Source organism: Psychrobacter sp. TB55-MNA-CIBAN-0194, from assembly GCF_040309505.1.
Lineage (GTDB): Bacteria > Pseudomonadota > Gammaproteobacteria > Pseudomonadales > Moraxellaceae > Psychrobacter > Psychrobacter fozii.
This window is the reverse complement of record NZ_JBEOOW010000009.1, coordinates 49,792-65,256: the sequence shown is the minus strand read 5'-3', so window position 1 is coordinate 65,256 and position 15,465 is coordinate 49,792. Positions and strand designations below refer to the sequence as shown.

Sequence of the window (15,465 nt, the reverse complement as noted above, 5' to 3'; positions counted from 1 at the left end):
AGCCAACGTCTTTAAGTTGGCATAGGTGCTGTTTACTTACCAAAGAATATCTGCTGCGCCAGACGAAAAGTATTACAGTGCGCTTCGACCACATCTTCGATATCTTCTGAATAGCCACCACCCATCACGATAGCAACAGGAATGTTGGCGGTTTTTGCTTGCTGCAACACATACTCATCACGCGCTTTACAACCTTCCATCGTCAAACCGAGTTTCCCTAATTTATCAGTGGCCAATACGTCTACCGCAGACTGATAAAAAATCATGTCGGGTGCAAAGTTTTTTATTAGGCGTGGTAGCGTATCCTTTAATATCTGTAAATACTCGGCATCACCTGTATCATTATCTAGCTCAATATCCAAGTCTGATACTTGCTTGCGAAAAGGATAGTTCTTTGCACCATGCATACTAAACACAAAAACACGTGGCTCGTCTGCCATGATGCTAGCGTTGCCATTACCTTGATGCACATCTAAATCAACAACCAAAATCTTTTGCGACAATCCGCGATCTAATAATAAATTACTAGCAATACAAACATCGTTAAAGACACAAAATCCTTCGCCATGATCTGAAAACGCGTGATGTGTGCCACCTGCGACATTCATTGCTACGCCATATTGCTGTGCATATAATGCGCATTCATAGGTTGCATGAGCAATATAACGACCACGCTCTACCAGCTCGGGTGTCATCTTAAAACCGATGGCACGGGCTTCTTTCCGTGGTAATGTTTGCGTTTTCAATTGATACCAATAGTCATGCGTATGGGTGGTCAAAATCTCGTCTTCACTTAAGCTTGCAGGCGCAAAAAAGTTATCGGTGGTGATCGTCCCTTCGGCCACTAAGCGCTCAGGAATCATGGTGTACTTCTGCATAGGGAAGCGATGCTTTTCAGGTACTGAGTAACGAAAGATATCAGAGTAGGCAATTTTTAGCATAGGGTAATGGTTTTCTAAACGGGTGAGTGGACAGTCAGGTAAATAGCTACGGTTTCATTGCACAAACTGCGTTGGCAAAAAGAACGTGCGAGCGTCTGCTTGTTGGTGTAGCTCTGCGAGTAACGTCTGCATATCCTCTGCAGGATCTTGATTATTGATCAAATCACTAAATAACTCATGAGCGACAGTGGTCATAGCAACCACGCTTTGTAGTAAGTGTTCGATAAGCGCCTTGTCGATATCAACTGCCTCGACATCGATGGCGGTTTTGTAGCGTATTTCTCCGTCATTGACATCCATCTCCAAGTTACCAATCATCATATTGTAATTTATTTGAGTGACTAGTAGCATCGCAGCGCTTTGGTGGCTCTCTGGGATTGAAAATGGCAAAATACCATAAATGGCCAGCAGCTTGTTTTTCTCCTGCCAGCGAAACAGATAAGCACAGATTAGTTGTTTGTGACGCATCGAAAAAGACAAATGGTGTGATTGCTGGTCATCATTGGCTCTCGGGCGATGATAAGTATAGTGCCATTTTTTGGTATGAAAATACTGCTTCAGACAGTCGATAATAAGTATGTCATGTTTCTCGGGTTGTTCTTTATCTAAGCTTAAAGCATCAGGTTGTACCTGCTCGCTTTTATTTTCAGTGGTAGGGTCAGAGTTACTCTTATTATCATTATGGTTGTTATGCGAGTCATTATGGTCATTTGAGCCACTAGTCTCTCTGCTACTTATATCATCATTATGCATATCAGTATCAGTATCAGCAACAGTCTGCGGTGCAGCAGCAGTCAATAACTGTTTGATTTTTTGCCACAAGCTGAGTTTGGTCGTTTGGCTCATAATTATAGGTTGCTGATCAATAAGTGAATGATAATGGCGTCTGATGTATAACCCAAGATGTTGAGTTACTCGTTATTGAGTGCCAACCCTTCTTTGATATGCGATTGTGCATAAAACGCCTCTAACATCTCACGAATATGTGCCACAAACCATGGACTATCAAGCGCATCATGTACGACAGGCAGTAGCGCTGTACTAAACTGTGTCATGGTTTGCTCATCAATATGCAAACTGGCAGCAACAGTCGCAATCGTGTCTGTTTGATGATTGTCATACCAAGTATCGATGCTTGCTGCTGCTAGCGTATGTAAATACGGCGACACGCGCAGGCGGTTATAGCTCTGCTGAATACTGGCTTCGATATGATCGATACTACTGTTGTCAGGCTCGTCACGCAGATAAGTTTGCAGATGACTGACAGGCTGCTCTTTGATGCGCGCCCAACCAGTGACTAATAACCGTGCCACTTCTTCATTTGATAGATGTGCTTGCGCATTGGCTTCTGCCCGACGTGTTAAATCTTTAATATTACGGTGCAAATAGGCTTGCAGTTTTTCATCAAGGTTTCTGTTGGTCGCTTTTTCAAAAGAGCTACGTCCCAGTTTCATCAATTTACCAACACCGCCTGCTTTATCTAGTGTGCTTTCCATAAAGTCGTTGATCGCGTGATATAGCGTCTGGGTCAGTAAGTCTGCAAAGGTTTCATTGCCAACTAGCGTGTGAATTAAAACATTGCGCTGCTGTTCATGACTGCCTACATAGTTGGCTAGCGTCTCAACCTGTGTATCATCTACTAGCTCGGATAGGGGTACGTTATCATTGACTGGGTGATAAATAACCGTGTGCAAAATATCACGGATATCCTTACGCATCACCGCCGTCATGGGCTGACTTAGTAGCCAATCACCCATCAAATGCTGCAAGTTATCACGGCTGATGTATTTGTTAAGTGGTTGTGCGCCAAACCATTGCCAAGCTTCCATACTCAGTGGCTCAGCCTGCTGGCGTAACCAATGCTGCATAAAATCAACTTGGGCGTCGATTAAGCTATTAATAGTGAACGTCGACGTGTTTGTTTCTAAGTCTAGGTTTTGGTTATCTTTTGAAGTCTGCATAGGTTTTGAGGTCATAGTAATCGACAATTTGTTATACTGGGTGTTTGTGGTAAGCATAAAGTATTATGCCATGAACATCATATTTGTTTGTGGTGAATATTGATTACTGTTTGATAAATAATGAGAGGTTTTGATGACAGCTTTGGATATGCCTTTACTGGTGCTTGATGGTTTGACAGTCCAGCGCGGTGAAATACCTTTATGTGAAGAAGTCTCTCTCAATTTATCTGCAGGTAGCCTCTGTCATTTAGTTGGTGCGAACGGTACAGGTAAAACAACGTTACTGATGCAGCTGGCTGGATTACTGCCAGTCATTACTGGTGAGGTTGTTTACCAAGGGGCTGTAAGTCTGCCTATTCAACCTTTATATGTTTCGCACCAATTGGGTATTCATCCAAATCTCACCGTCGCGCAAAATCTAACATTTCTACTGAATTTATATGGTATCACACCAAGTGTCACTGATATCGATGATGCGCTCGCTTGGGTAGGATTACAAGGGTTTGAGACCGTTAGCTCCAGTCATTTATCTGCTGGGCAGACACGCCGTATTACCCTCGCAAGATTATATCTACTGACCCCTGATATCACACCTTTGTGGTTACTTGATGAGCCTTTTACTGCGCTTGATGTCGATATGGTGGTACGAATGGAAGACAGATTGAGTGACTTTGCTAATGCTGGTGGCTCAATATTAATGACCAGTCATCAGGCCGTTGGCGTTGCCAATCAAGTGCTCGATTTGTCAGATTATATGGTATGAATGCGATAACTGTAAGAAGTGCGATAGCTTCAATAAGTGTGATAACTATAAGCAGTATAGGTAAAAGGACGGATAATGACAGATAGCCCCGTACAAACAACAGATAAAGGCTCGAACGTTATCGTATCAGCTGTGCGCGGCATCAGTTTTATGCAGTTGTGGCGTCGTGAATGGCAAGTGAAGCAGCAAGGAGCAGTGCAATGGTTGTATCCTTTAGTACTATTTCTAGTCATTATAACCTTGTTTCCGTTAGCAGTTGGTAGCGAGCCTGCGCTATTGCAGCGGCTCGGTGTGTCTGCCGTATGGATTGCCGCTCTGTTATCACTAGTAATGGGCGTTGATGGACTATTTAAGCCCGCGCTTGATAATGGTACGCTCGCACAATTAGTCGTCGCCAACGCTTCATTGCCACTGTGGGTGTTGATACGTTTGGTGATTCATTGGATTTTTAGTAGCGGCATTGTGGCAGCGCTCAGCTTGCTTGCCGTACCATTGTTTCAGCTCAGTTGGTTTGAGGTGTGGATACTAATGGCATCTATTGTGACGGGTAGTCCAATGCTGTTGATGCTCTCAGCAGTTGCCAGTAGTTTGACGCTATCATTAAAAAATGGCGCGGTGCTCGTGCCATTAATCGCGTTGCCAATGCAGTTGCCGGTATTGATTTTTGCGACTGGTGCCGTTGATTTATTCGCTTCTGGTCTAAATGGCTTGCCCATTTTAGCGTTATTATTGGCAGGCAGTATTATTTCGGTTTTGATCATGCCATGGGTAATTGCGATGACCTTAAAAATGGCGTGGCTTAATTAAAAGTCAAGTAGGATGCATCAACAGTCCTCATAAAAAACCTTTATATTAACAGCCTGTTGAAAACGGGTAATTTTGCTATAATAGCCAACTTAATACGCAAACAATCACTTGTAGATTCTATCCAGTGTTTAACGCCAGCAGGTTCATAGATAATAGCGCCCATAGTGTGCTGTGTCCGTTATGACCAAAGAGCTGCGCAAATAGGTTTATCCCCATGCCCAACCTGAATAACGTCTCATCTCCTAGCCTGTGGCAGCGCATTTGGCAAGGCTTTTTGACCACTGTGGGTACCAAGGAGTTTTTCCGTATCTTTGGACCTTGGGTTAAGTGGTTGGCCATATTAGCCAGTATCTGTCTGCTGATAGGTAGCGTTTGGGGGCTTGCTTTTGCGCCGCCTGACTACCTGCAAGGCAATAGCTACCGCATTATCTTTATCCACGTACCAGCTGCTGGTCTTGCGATTTCTATTTATTTTGCGCTCGCTATACTGGGGGCAATCTACTTAGTCTGGAAGATTAAGACGGCCAGTTTGGTGGCACAGGCGATTGCTCCCATAGGCTTCTTGCTCTGTATTATTAGCTTGATTACAGGCTCTATTTGGGCAAAACCCACTTGGGGCACTTATTGGGTCTGGGATGCACGCTTAACGTCTATGCTGATTTTGGCATTCTTATATGCTGGTGTCATGGCACTGTTTGCAGCCTTTGAGCATACTGCCAATCGCGGCAAAGCGGCAGCCATTTTATCGATTGTTGGTGCCGTGAACTTACCGATTATCAAGTACTCAGTACAGTGGTGGAATACATTGCATCAGGGTTCGACTTTTAGTTTGACCTCAGCGCCAAAGATGTCGGCAGATATGTGGATGCCGTTGCTATTGATGGTAATTGGTAGCTATTTACTGGTGGCAACATTAGCCATTTATCGTACCAATACTTTGATATTGTATCGTGACCAAGGCAAAGCATGGGTGAAAGAGTACATCCGTGGTCAACATAAATAACGGCTAGGAAACGATTATGCAGCCCTATTTTTATAGCGTATCTGAGTTCATCGCCATGGGTAAGCATGGTGTTTTTGTTTGGTCATGTTGGGCTATTACGGTTGGCGCGATGCTGATTTTTATTGCTTATAGTCGCCGACAGAGACAAGCTCTTATCAAGCAGCTGACAATTCAGCAAGCACGTCAGGCACAGCGTACGACTAAAGCAACACCATCTGCAACCAAGCACTCTCGTTAAAAAAAACATTTCGATATCATGACTTTAGTGCATAGATGGTCAGTGAGCCATTCATCAATGGGTAACATCATACCTCACTATAAGGCCTATTGATTTGTCCGAAAAATGCTACCATATAGCCGTTAGAAGAGTACGATTAGAAAGACATTTTTAGAAAGACATTTTTAGAAAGTTTTTCTAATGGTAGTTTCTTCAAATTTTTCTGTTTTATAGATTGATTATGGTTTGTAAAACAGCGACTCATCAATGAGGTAGTGGTATGAATGCAGTTCGTCGCAAAAAACTGATGTGGGTTATGTTTACGCTTGCAGGAGCCGCAATAGCCGTAGTGCTGGTGCTGTATGCTATTGGGCAACAGACGGACTACTACTTTGACGCTACTGCCATAGCGAAAGGTGAGGCGCCACAAGATAAGCGCATTCGTGCAGGTGGTATGGTGGTCGCAGGTAGCGTACAGCGTGCAGCAGATAATCCACTGAATGTTGAGTTTGCGATTACTGATTTTGAATCAACCGTTCCAGTGACTTATCAAGGTATCTTGCCGGATTTATTCGCTGAAAACTCAGGTGTGGTTGCCACTGGTAAAATGCAAGGCGATACCTTTGTGGCTGGTGAAGTATTGGCTAAGCACGATGAAAATTATATGCCTCCAGAAGTGGCCAAATCAATGAAAGAGAACAATCGTAGCGGTGCCGTACCATCTTCTGAGCAATACAATCCTGCTGAAAAGGTGCATGAGACCGATACGCTGCAGCAGTAATATAGTCATTCCACTATAAAAGTATTACTGCGTTAACCTCGCTTGAAGTATTTGATATACATCTACGCTCGGTTGCCTTGTACTACTTTTAAATTGAATCGGCTATATTTGAACAAATTTAATCAAAAAAAAGAGCCGCTAAAATCAATTAGCGGCTCTTTTTTTATACGGGTTTTAGAGTATATCCTGATTAAGTATTGGCTCGTTTAAATTTAGAATACGCTCTAATATGACGAAATATTAGTCATCCCATACAGGGCTATAGTCAGGATGTTCAATTTTGCGACCAGCACTACTAGCTAAGTTGCCAATTTTTTCTAATTCTTCAGCACTTAATTGCACATTGAGGGCATCTAAGTTGCCTTGTAAATGGTCAGGGTTTGCAGTCTTCGGAATGGCGACACGATGTTTATCTGATAAAATCCAAGCCAATGATATCTGTGCTGGTGTCACATTATGCTTATCTGCAATTTCTTTGATGGTATCGTTATCAAACACATCACCACGCGCAAGCGGTGAGTAAGCTTCTAACAGGATATGGTGATTGTTCAAGAAAGTCTGCAATGTGTTTTGCTTGATGAACGGATGAAACTCAACCTGATTGACCACAATTGGTACATCAGCGTACTTTTTAGCTTCAATAATGTTAGCGATATTAAAGTTAGAAACACCGATATGACGCGTTAAGCCCTGTTTCTGTAGTTCACACAATGCAGGAATGGTTTCAGACAGTGGGACACGATCATCAGGCCAGTGTAACAGGAGTAAATCAACGTAATCAGTGTCTAAATCTTCCAAAGAGCGCTTAGCCGCTGCGATTAGTTTTTCTGGTTGAAACTTCATATCGTCAGGAAATATCTTCGTGGTCAAAAAGAATTTGTCGCGAGCCACACCAGATTGTTTGATACCTTGTCCAACTTCTTTTTCATTGCCGTAAGCCTGAGCAGTATCAATATGCTCATAACCCATTTCTAACGCTTGTTTGACGACGTCGATGCAATCTTGTCCAGTTGATTGCCATGTGCCTAGACCGAGTACAGGAATATTTGCTTGTCCAGCGGTACGAATTTTATAATTTTTAACGCTCATATTATTATCCTTATAGTTTATTATTTAATTTATCAGTAATAGTTATATTTAATTTTGCCTAGTAACTATTTACCTAGCAACTATTAAGCTCATCTACTATAAGAAAAATTTGTGTGAAGTGAAAGAGCGAGTGACGGTTTCCTACAAAGGACTAACAGGTTGTAACGTCATTTTCACTATATAAGTTATTCCGTTATAAAAGTATTACTGCGTTAATCTTGTTTAATCTCCCACTTCTAGTACTTTCACTGGGCTTCGTTATATCCAAATTATGTTGGATAGACTACGAGTAATTGTTTGCCGTTCATAAAACTGAGATCAAAAAAAGCCCATCATTCGTGAATAATGGGCTTTTACTACTTAAGCTTAAAAATGGTTTATTTAGAGCAACCATTTTTGAGTGTTAGTCTACTTACTGAGCAGCTGCTTCAGCTTCAGCAGGTGCAGCGGCGTCAGTGTGCGCACCATGATCAGCGCCCCAGATTTTTGGATATTTATAACCTGGGAAAGTGTCATGAGCGTACTTTTTGAAAGCTTCTGAGTTATAAGCGTTGGTTACGTCTTCAACCCATTTTTTGCCAGTATCAGCAGACTTAATCGCTGACCAGTTGACATAAGAGAAGCTTGGCTCTTGGAATAGAGCTTCAGTTAGCTCGATACCCGCATCCGTTGCATAGTTACCGTTAATAACGGCAAAGTCAACTTCATCACGGGCGCGTGGCAACTGAGCTGCTTCTAATTCAATGATATCGATATCGTATTTACTGTTATCAGCGATATCAGCTTTTGATGCAGTCAATGGATCGATGTTGTCTTTTAGGGTAATCCAACCAAGATCATTCATCATAACCAAGGCACGTGCAAAGTTACTTGGATCGTTTGGTGCAGAGACGCTCATGCCTTTGAAAGCAGCGTCAAGCGTGTTCTTTTTACCTGAGTAAATACCAAGCGGAGCCGTTGGTACTTGGAATGCTTCTACTAGATCAAGATTGTTTTCTTTTTTGAAATTATCAAGATAAGGCTTGTGCTGGAAAATATTGATATCCAAATCACCTTCAGCCAATGCAAGGTTAGGGCGCACATAGTCAGTAAAGGCAATCAGTTCAACTTCATAACCTTGAGCTTCAAGTGAGCCTTTTACTTGGTTACGTACCATATCGGCAAAGTCACCTTCGGTAGTACCGATAATGATTTTTGTATGCTCAGGATCGATATCACTAGCAGCAGTTTCTGTAGTTGATCCTTCAGTCACAGGCTCTTGGGTCGCTTCTGGTGCTGATGAATTGCTACAGCCAACTAACACTAGGCCTGATACACCAACAGCGGCAAATGCAGTCGCCAACTGACGGCTGATATCTGTTAATTTCATGGAACTTCCTTAATAAGAGATATGGGATAAAGGGTTAAATAATGACCATTAAAAAAGCAACATTATCAATAGTAATGCTGCTGAGTTAACGGCTGTTAATTTAGTAACAAAATTAAAGGGTCTCAGTAACAAAGTCAAGCGTTTTGCTTAGTATGAATCGGCATGAAGCCTTGAATATTCTTCATATAAGCATTGTCGTACTTAGTTTTGTTTTTTATTGGAACCGTTTTTAGCGTTTATCCAAGCGAGTGGCTAACCAGTTACCAGAGGCTTGAATCGAAATGACCATTATCGATAATACGATGACGATAAAAATCATCACCTCAGTTTGATAACGATAATAGCCATAACGAATGGCCAAATCACCCAGACCGCCACCACCAATCATACCCGCAGCTGCTGAATAAGAGAGCAGGCTGATACAAAGTATAGTCACGGACAATACCAGTCCTGAACGGGCTTCATTGAGTAAAACCTTGATAATGGTCAAAGGCCGTGCGCCCATCGATTCAGTGGCTTCAATAATACCGCGCGGCACTTCACGTAAGTTTTGCTCGACCAAACGGGCAAAGTAAAACGAACCCGCGATAGCGAGTACTAATGATGCGGCAATAGGGCCAATACCAGTACCTACAATGGCCTTAGTAAAAGGACTCATGGCAATCATTAGAATCACAAAAGGGAAAGCGCGCATAAAGTTGGTGATACCACCAAGCACGCCATACAGCGTCTTATTTTGCAAAAACTGTCGATCACTGGACAAAAATAAGAATATGCCAAACAGTCCGCCAATGATAATGGCGACTGTTGTAGAGATACCGAGCATAATAAACGTATCAATAAAGGCACTTATAATTTCTTTGCGCAGCACCAACAGTTTATCTATCGAGGCGGATAATTCACTACCAGTTAACATGTTTTTTCTCCTGCCTCATTAGTCTTCGTGCACTAAGCCTTGGCCAATAGGGGTGGTTGCCTGAATCAGACCGTCTCTTACATCTGCAACTTCTAGTAGTTGTCCTTGATGTAGCAATGCAGCGCGATCACAGAGTCTACGAATGACACTCATCTCATGAGTCACAATGACAATGGTGACACCAAGTTGCTCGTTGATATCACGTAAGCATGTCAGCAAACTACGGGTCGTCGCAGGATCTAGTGCACTGGTTGGTTCATCGGCCAATAGTACTTTTGGACTGGGTGCGATTGCGCGGGCAATACCAACACGCTGCTTTTGTCCACCTGATAGCTGGGCAGGGTAGTGGCCAGCACGGTCGGTTAAGTCAACGATTGCTAGACAATCCATAACCCGTTTATGAATGTCACGGCTTGGATAACCAGAGATTTTTAAGTTAAATGCCACGTTATCAAAAACAGTTTGATTAGACATCAGGTTAAACTGCTGAAAAATCATACCAATATTATGACGTGCGATACGCAATTCACTAGCAGATAACGTCGTTAAGTCAGTACCATCGATGATGACTTGACCAGCATCTGGGCGTTCCAGCATATTAATCAGACGCAATAAGGTTGATTTACCGGCACCTGAATATCCCATTAGGCCGAATATTTCGCCTTGTTGGATAGTGAGGGATGTCGGCTCAACGGCAGTAAACCAATGCGGTTTGCCGTTTTTGTCCTTGATTGATCGGTCGCTTAAAAAGCTTTTGGTCACATCGTTTAAGACAATCATGTCATTCATGGAGGGCTCAAAATTCAATAATATTTTAATAGTCATGAACGTATTGTTTCGCCTCTACTACTGTGTAAGAAGCCAATTAAAAAACAATCGTTAATAACCCTATAATAAGGGGCGCTAATATAGCATATTATCAAGCACTTTGGATATGCACATCCGTGACACGCTTATGACTAATAGCTATTAGTAGTGAGAACTTTGAGGAAGTGAGAGGGTAGTGAGGTCGTGATAGGAAATGTGCATTTGATAGCACGATTAACTAATCATGCTGGTGGTAATGTGGATCATGCTCGACTGGTATGATGACTAAAAACCGAGTATGGCCATTCAGGGTATCAGTGAGAATACGGCCTTGGTGGGCAGTGACAATTTGCGACACGAGAGACAAGCCTAGTCCAGAGCCTTTGTTTTTTTGCTGCAAACGTACAAATGGACTGAATACTTCTTCACGTTTGTCTTCAGGAATACCTGTACCTTCATCAATCACTGCTAGTACGGCATATTTCGGTAATGGGCGTACAGGTTCCGCTTTGGCTTTCTTTATATGCTTGGCAAATAGGCTTTCTTTGCGTGGTGAACTCTGAGTTTCAACGACATTTTGATCATTATCTTTAGAGTCATTCTGCATGCTGGTTTTGGTGTTATTTTTCGAGATGCCAGAATAAATAGATGCCTTATTCGTTTTTTGACCGTCTTTTGAATGAATGCTTGTATCGCTATCAGTAGACACCTCAGTATCGGGGACGATTCTCCAAATAACTTTTTTGATTCTATCGGTCAAATCATTGGTAAAGCTATAATAGTCGGCAATCAATGAAGATTCGCTACTGGTCTCAACTGTGTCGCTGAGGTTTGTTGAATTTTTAGTAATATCAGCATCAGTCTGTTTATCGTTAGCATTGTCTTCTATAAGAGTAACACTAGTTTCTAGGTTTTCGTCATCAGTATCTGGCGTAATGCTTGTACCGTTTTTATAGATAGTCGGTGCTGGTAATATATCTTTCGTATCTGCTATTTCAGACTTGCTCTTATCGATAGTATTCAACGAATCATCTAAATCTGAAGCGTTGTGAGCGCCATTTTCGCTGACATCGATGGGTGCATCATATGATTCGAAATCAGAGCTACCATAATCAGCAAAGCTGTTGCATAACACGGTTTGTAGCAGATAATCAGGAACGTTATCAGCTTCATCGATCGTTTGAACACCGTACAGTAATACTGTCACTGGCGGTTTGCCATGTAACATTGCATTGGTTAGTAAGTTGCGGATTAAGTGAGTCAACATCGATGACTGGCCATCAATGACGATGTGCTCACCAATTAGAGTGGCTTCAGGGTAATGCTGACGCTCTTGATTGACTAAGTCGTATAAATCTAAATGCTCAACTTGTTGCAGGGCATGACCAGCATCTAAACGGCTGACTAGTAATATACTCTCTACTAAATCATTAAGTCCTGATAAGTCGCGATTGATTGCATGAGCACGCTTATCAAATTTTGCTTTGGTATCGGTTGGTAACGAACCAGTCAGCATGTCCATCATTTCGATTTGCAGGCGAATACGCGTAATGGGCGTACGTAGCTCATGAGAGGCGTGTGCTAATAGTAAATTATTAGCATCGATAAGATGTTCGATTTTCTGTGCAGCTTGGTTAAATCCGCGTGCCAATGATGCAATCTCATCGTTACCGCGAGCATTCACTCGTACCGTAAAGTCGCCATCACCCAATTGAGTCATCTGTTGGCTCATCTGATTGATACGCCAAGTAATGGTTCGAGCAATCCACCATAGGACACCTGCCATAATGAATAGCAGCAATAGCGTGCCTGTGAATAAATTCAGGGCAGCAGAGAGTACGGGTTTTTTGGGTGGTAAGCGTGATTCATATAACAGTGTATAGCCAGTAGCACTATAGACCTGAGCTTGCTTGGTAGGAGACGTTTCTGCAAATGAAGGGAAAACACGAGATAACAAAGAAGGCGGTTCTGGCAGCTCTAGCGGTAGGTCACTGTTGTCTGTTTGCATGAGCAACCGACCTTGACTGTCATACAAGCCCATCTTAGCTTGTAACGACTCATCAAAGATATCAAAGCTTTTTTTGACCACTGCCAACATAAAGCGAGACTGTAAGCGATTGTCTCGGCTAATGGAAGTATTTAGTTCGTGCAGGAACGGGTCTATCTGTCCCAAAATTTGTGTGGCGAGTACTTCTGAGCGAATACCTGCATCTTTATCATGCACAAGTTGCGTCAACAGCACCATAGCCACTGCAAATAAGATAAGTGCCATCATGACACTGGCAAACAACTTGGCAAATACGGAACGAAAACCCAACTGCTGCATTAAACCATCTCTATTATTGGACGCTTATATCGATGCATCCTGTTGATTTTGTAAAACTGAATCAATAGGATGGTCGTTTTCTCGATCCGTCAGCTGTTTTCTATGATCAAACCTGATCAGTGGCAAATTGATAACCAACACCGCGTACCGTGATGATACGTTTTGGCTGGCGTGGATTGTCTTCAATTAGAGCTCTCAAGCGTGAGATATGAACGTCAATGGCACGATCGATATTGTCCGAGCTATCATCGTTTGGCATGGCTTGCCAAAGCTGCTCACGATTCAGTACTTTACCAGAATGTGTGGCAAAATAATGCAACAATTGGAACTGATGCGTCGTCAAACGTACAGCTTCATCATCGATAGTGACTTCATGGCTATCAGGGAATACGCTCAAACGGCCAAAGGTCAAACTGTCTGACTGGCTATCTGCTTGATTCGGTTGCTCGTGACGACGAATGACAGCACGAATACGTGCTAGCAGTTCACGCGGTTCAAAAGGCTTAGAGATATAGTCATCAGCACCCATTTCAAGACCTAACACGCGATCGGTTGTATCACCTTTCGCTGTCAGCATGATGATTGGCACTTTGTTGGTCATGTTGTTTTTGTTGCCGCGAATTTTTTGACATACCTGCATACCATCCATATCAGGTAGCATCAAATCAAGAACAACCAAGTCAATATCACGCTCTTTGGTGTCTAATAATTCAAGACCTTCTTGACCAAGACCTGCATGATGCACATCATAATAGTTCATGGTTAGATAGTCGCTGATCAATTCAGCTAAATCAGGATCATCTTCAATCAATAAAATTTGCTTACTCATGGGTTATCCTCTAGTTGTTGTTATGGTTTATCAAAAGTTTCATATGCTCTGATATTTAAATCATGACAAATACATCAATGATTTTAATTTCTAAGGCATTCAAACTATCAAGCCTCTAAGATTTCAAAGTTTCTTTCATGGTTAGCTAGTATCTAGCCAGTAATTATTAGCGATTTATAATACTATCTATAGTACCGCTATATTGCCTAATTAGGCTGTTACAAAACAAGAGAGGCTTTGTTAATATTTCTACACAATGTAACTGTCAGTATAGAGGACTACGAAACATTGACCTTTTTACCATCAGAATCAAGCGGCAAATCAGCCAAACAAATCAGACTGTCATTGCTAATACCTGCAATCAAATATTGTTCTGTCGAGGGGTTGTACTCGACTACCTCAATAGGATATCGCTTTAAATGCTGATCTTGTCCGATAATCCAGACATTAGCCGTCAGTGGCTTGAGTGGTTTATACGGTGGCGCTTGCAACTCTGTCAAGTCGACATCGTGTAGCGCGCGCTTTGGCACAATAGTACCCACGTCTATCTGACCATAATTGACTCGCCCGGTTACTTGCATATTTGGTAATAACTGCTTACGACTGACCTCATTGTCAATAACATCAACATTGACCATAAGTCTTTTCGGTTGACTGGTCGCAGTCAGCTTACTGATTTGTCCCGTAAATTTTTCTAAGATATTTTCAGCAGTAAAATTGACAGTCTGACCTACCGACAGTTGGGGTTCAGCTTGGATAGGTAGCATAGCAGTAAAGTGTAATTTAGTCTCATCACTAAATTTCAGGAGTGGCATTCGAGCTTCTAGCTTTTGACCCGCTTTTGCATACAGGTTTTCTACACGTCCTGAAAAGCTTGCACGGATAGTAATCAGTTTATATTGAGGCTTTGAGTTCTCTACACCCTTACTACTATTAACCTCATCATCATCACCATCACTTGAGCTAGTTATAGCTGCATTTGTCGTTAATGGCTCTGTGCCATCAGATAAAGCCTTCTTAATGGTTGTATCATTATTTACTGCAGGTTGATTGGGTTTAGCGTTTGCGCTGGTATCTTGAGCATTAGTCTGTTTGGCAACATCAGTACCACTTTGCACCTCAGTGTCTTGATCAGGCTTACCGGAATCTGCCGCTGTATCGTCTGATGTATTAGATGAGTTGACCGTTTTACTTTCTGTTTCCAATCGTCTGACAATGAGTAGTGGTGTGCCTTTTTCTACCCATTGGCCTTTAGTAACCAAGATCTCTTCTACATTGATAGGATGTACTGTCACAAATTGGGTCTGCTTAATAGGTTCAATATTGCCTTGTAGGCCAAGACTAGGCTGGTAACGTGAAGGTTTTATACTCAATATATGATCAGGTGTAATGGTCACACTATCATCGGTAATGACAACGGGAGTATCTACTGCCGGATTGTTTTCAGTGGCCGCTGGATCATCGGTAGGCGCTGGCGGCTGACAGGCAGCAATGAGTAAAGCACTCAATAAATAGCTGCTGTTTTTTAAAATTTTGGAAACTGTCATCGCGTTCACCATAGTAGTTATCATTTTATTATATATTGAATTACAGTGCGGTGAAACGGCTGCTAAACACTTACTTCATTTTATAAATATGCGATGACCAGACCTAATA

General features: G+C 42.2%; 15 protein-coding genes. 5 read left to right on the top strand and 10 right to left on the bottom strand.

What is annotated here, in order from left to right; translation table 11 throughout:
• Positions 1-32 precede the first annotated feature (32 nt).
• The 3 genes from AAEY75_RS11305 to AAEY75_RS11295 all read right to left on the bottom strand — a co-directional run bounded on the left by AAEY75_RS11305 (position 33) and on the right by AAEY75_RS11295 (position 2,902).
• A complete protein-coding gene (locus AAEY75_RS11305; RefSeq protein ID WP_352259616.1) occupies positions 33-941 on the bottom strand; it encodes a histone deacetylase family protein in 909 nt (302 codons plus the stop codon).
• Positions 942-995: 54 nt separating this feature from the next.
• Positions 996-1,787, bottom strand: coding sequence for a YbjN domain-containing protein (locus AAEY75_RS11300; protein ID WP_352259615.1), 792 nt, complete (start codon positions 1,785-1,787; stop codon positions 996-998).
• Positions 1,788-1,852: 65 nt separating this feature from the next.
• A complete protein-coding gene (locus AAEY75_RS11295; RefSeq protein WP_352259614.1) occupies positions 1,853-2,902 on the bottom strand; it encodes a hypothetical protein in 1,050 nt (349 codons plus the stop codon).
• A gap of 133 nt (positions 2,903-3,035) precedes the next feature.
• Here AAEY75_RS11295 and ccmA point away from each other — a divergent pair, with 133 nt between their 5' ends.
• The 5 genes from ccmA (at position 3,036) to ccmE (ending at position 6,473) form a co-directional block, all read left to right on the top strand.
• On the top strand, positions 3,036-3,665 hold the full coding sequence (gene ccmA / locus AAEY75_RS11290) for a heme ABC exporter ATP-binding protein CcmA (protein WP_197218204.1): 630 nt from the start codon (positions 3,036-3,038) through the stop codon (positions 3,663-3,665).
• Positions 3,666-3,815: 150 nt separating this feature from the next.
• Complete coding sequence (locus tag AAEY75_RS11285) at positions 3,816-4,472, top strand: heme exporter protein CcmB (protein WP_352259666.1); 657 nt, start codon at positions 3,816-3,818, stop codon at positions 4,470-4,472.
• A gap of 214 nt (positions 4,473-4,686) precedes the next feature.
• Positions 4,687-5,475 carry a heme ABC transporter permease CcmC gene (gene ccmC / locus AAEY75_RS11280; RefSeq protein ID WP_110924043.1) on the top strand — a complete coding sequence of 263 codons (789 nt, stop codon included), beginning with the start codon at positions 4,687-4,689 and terminating at the stop codon, positions 5,473-5,475.
• 16 nt (positions 5,476-5,491) lie between these two features.
• Positions 5,492-5,713, top strand: coding sequence for a heme exporter protein CcmD (ccmD, locus tag AAEY75_RS11275; RefSeq protein ID WP_110924042.1), 222 nt, complete (start codon positions 5,492-5,494; stop codon positions 5,711-5,713).
• Positions 5,714-5,972: 259 nt separating this feature from the next.
• Positions 5,973-6,473, top strand: a complete 501-nt coding sequence (ccmE, locus tag AAEY75_RS11270) for a cytochrome c maturation protein CcmE (RefSeq protein WP_197102177.1) — start codon at positions 5,973-5,975, stop codon at positions 6,471-6,473.
• Between the two features lie 240 nt (positions 6,474-6,713).
• Here ccmE and AAEY75_RS11265 read toward each other — a convergent pair whose 3' ends face one another.
• The 7 genes from AAEY75_RS11265 to AAEY75_RS11235 form a co-directional block, all read right to left on the bottom strand.
• Positions 6,714-7,562: an aldo/keto reductase gene (locus AAEY75_RS11265; RefSeq protein WP_197135027.1), complete on the bottom strand. Its 849-nt coding sequence runs from the start codon at positions 7,560-7,562 to the stop codon at positions 6,714-6,716.
• A 412-nt stretch (positions 7,563-7,974) separates the two neighbouring features.
• On the bottom strand, positions 7,975-8,931 hold the full coding sequence (locus tag AAEY75_RS11260; RefSeq protein ID WP_352259613.1) for a MetQ/NlpA family ABC transporter substrate-binding protein: 957 nt from the start codon (positions 8,929-8,931) through the stop codon (positions 7,975-7,977).
• 229 nt (positions 8,932-9,160) lie between these two features.
• Positions 9,161-9,847, bottom strand: a complete 687-nt coding sequence (locus AAEY75_RS11255) for a methionine ABC transporter permease (protein WP_352259612.1) — start codon at positions 9,845-9,847, stop codon at positions 9,161-9,163.
• Positions 9,848-9,865: 18 nt separating this feature from the next.
• Positions 9,866-10,636 (bottom strand): methionine ABC transporter ATP-binding protein, encoded by a 771-nt coding sequence (locus AAEY75_RS11250; RefSeq protein ID WP_194198161.1) that lies wholly within the window; start codon positions 10,634-10,636, stop codon positions 9,866-9,868.
• 256 nt (positions 10,637-10,892) lie between these two features.
• On the bottom strand, positions 10,893-12,980 hold the full coding sequence (locus AAEY75_RS11245) for an ATP-binding protein (protein ID WP_352259611.1): 2,088 nt from the start codon (positions 12,978-12,980) through the stop codon (positions 10,893-10,895).
• A gap of 106 nt (positions 12,981-13,086) precedes the next feature.
• Positions 13,087-13,809 carry a response regulator transcription factor gene (locus AAEY75_RS11240; RefSeq protein ID WP_110924036.1) on the bottom strand — a complete coding sequence of 241 codons (723 nt, stop codon included), beginning with the start codon at positions 13,807-13,809 and terminating at the stop codon, positions 13,087-13,089.
• Positions 13,810-14,087: 278 nt separating this feature from the next.
• Entirely contained in the window at positions 14,088-15,356 is a 1,269-nt protein-coding gene (locus AAEY75_RS11235; protein ID WP_352259610.1) for an efflux RND transporter periplasmic adaptor subunit, read from the bottom strand.
• Positions 15,357-15,465: the final 109 nt, after the last annotated feature.

Bases quoted from the DNA above. Each gene is read 5' to 3' on its own strand.
- AAEY75_RS11305 (WP_352259616.1), bottom strand. From the start codon at position 941: ATGCTAAAAATTGCCTACTCTGATATCTTTCGTTACTCAGTACCTGAA.
- AAEY75_RS11300 (WP_352259615.1), bottom strand. From the start codon at position 1,787: ATGAGCCAAACGACCAAACTCAGCTTGTGGCAAAAAATCAAACAGTTA.
- AAEY75_RS11295 (WP_352259614.1), bottom strand. From the start codon at position 2,902: ATGCAGACTTCAAAAGATAACCAAAACCTAGACTTAGAAACAAACACG.
- ccmA (WP_197218204.1), top strand. From the start codon at position 3,036: ATGACAGCTTTGGATATGCCTTTACTGGTGCTTGATGGTTTGACAGTC.
- AAEY75_RS11285 (WP_352259666.1), top strand. From the start codon at position 3,816: ATGCAGTTGTGGCGTCGTGAATGGCAAGTGAAGCAGCAAGGAGCAGTG.
- ccmC (WP_110924043.1), top strand. From the start codon at position 4,687: ATGCCCAACCTGAATAACGTCTCATCTCCTAGCCTGTGGCAGCGCATT.
- ccmD (WP_110924042.1), top strand. From the start codon at position 5,492: ATGCAGCCCTATTTTTATAGCGTATCTGAGTTCATCGCCATGGGTAAG.
- ccmE (WP_197102177.1), top strand. From the start codon at position 5,973: ATGAATGCAGTTCGTCGCAAAAAACTGATGTGGGTTATGTTTACGCTT.
- AAEY75_RS11265 (WP_197135027.1), bottom strand. From the start codon at position 7,562: ATGAGCGTTAAAAATTATAAAATTCGTACCGCTGGACAAGCAAATATT.
- AAEY75_RS11260 (WP_352259613.1), bottom strand. From the start codon at position 8,931: ATGAAATTAACAGATATCAGCCGTCAGTTGGCGACTGCATTTGCCGCT.
- AAEY75_RS11255 (WP_352259612.1), bottom strand. From the start codon at position 9,847: ATGTTAACTGGTAGTGAATTATCCGCCTCGATAGATAAACTGTTGGTG.
- AAEY75_RS11250 (WP_194198161.1), bottom strand. From the start codon at position 10,636: ATGAATGACATGATTGTCTTAAACGATGTGACCAAAAGCTTTTTAAGC.
- AAEY75_RS11245 (WP_352259611.1), bottom strand. From the start codon at position 12,980: ATGCAGCAGTTGGGTTTTCGTTCCGTATTTGCCAAGTTGTTTGCCAGT.
- AAEY75_RS11240 (WP_110924036.1), bottom strand. From the start codon at position 13,809: ATGAGTAAGCAAATTTTATTGATTGAAGATGATCCTGATTTAGCTGAA.
- AAEY75_RS11235 (WP_352259610.1), bottom strand. From the start codon at position 15,356: ATGACAGTTTCCAAAATTTTAAAAAACAGCAGCTATTTATTGAGTGCT.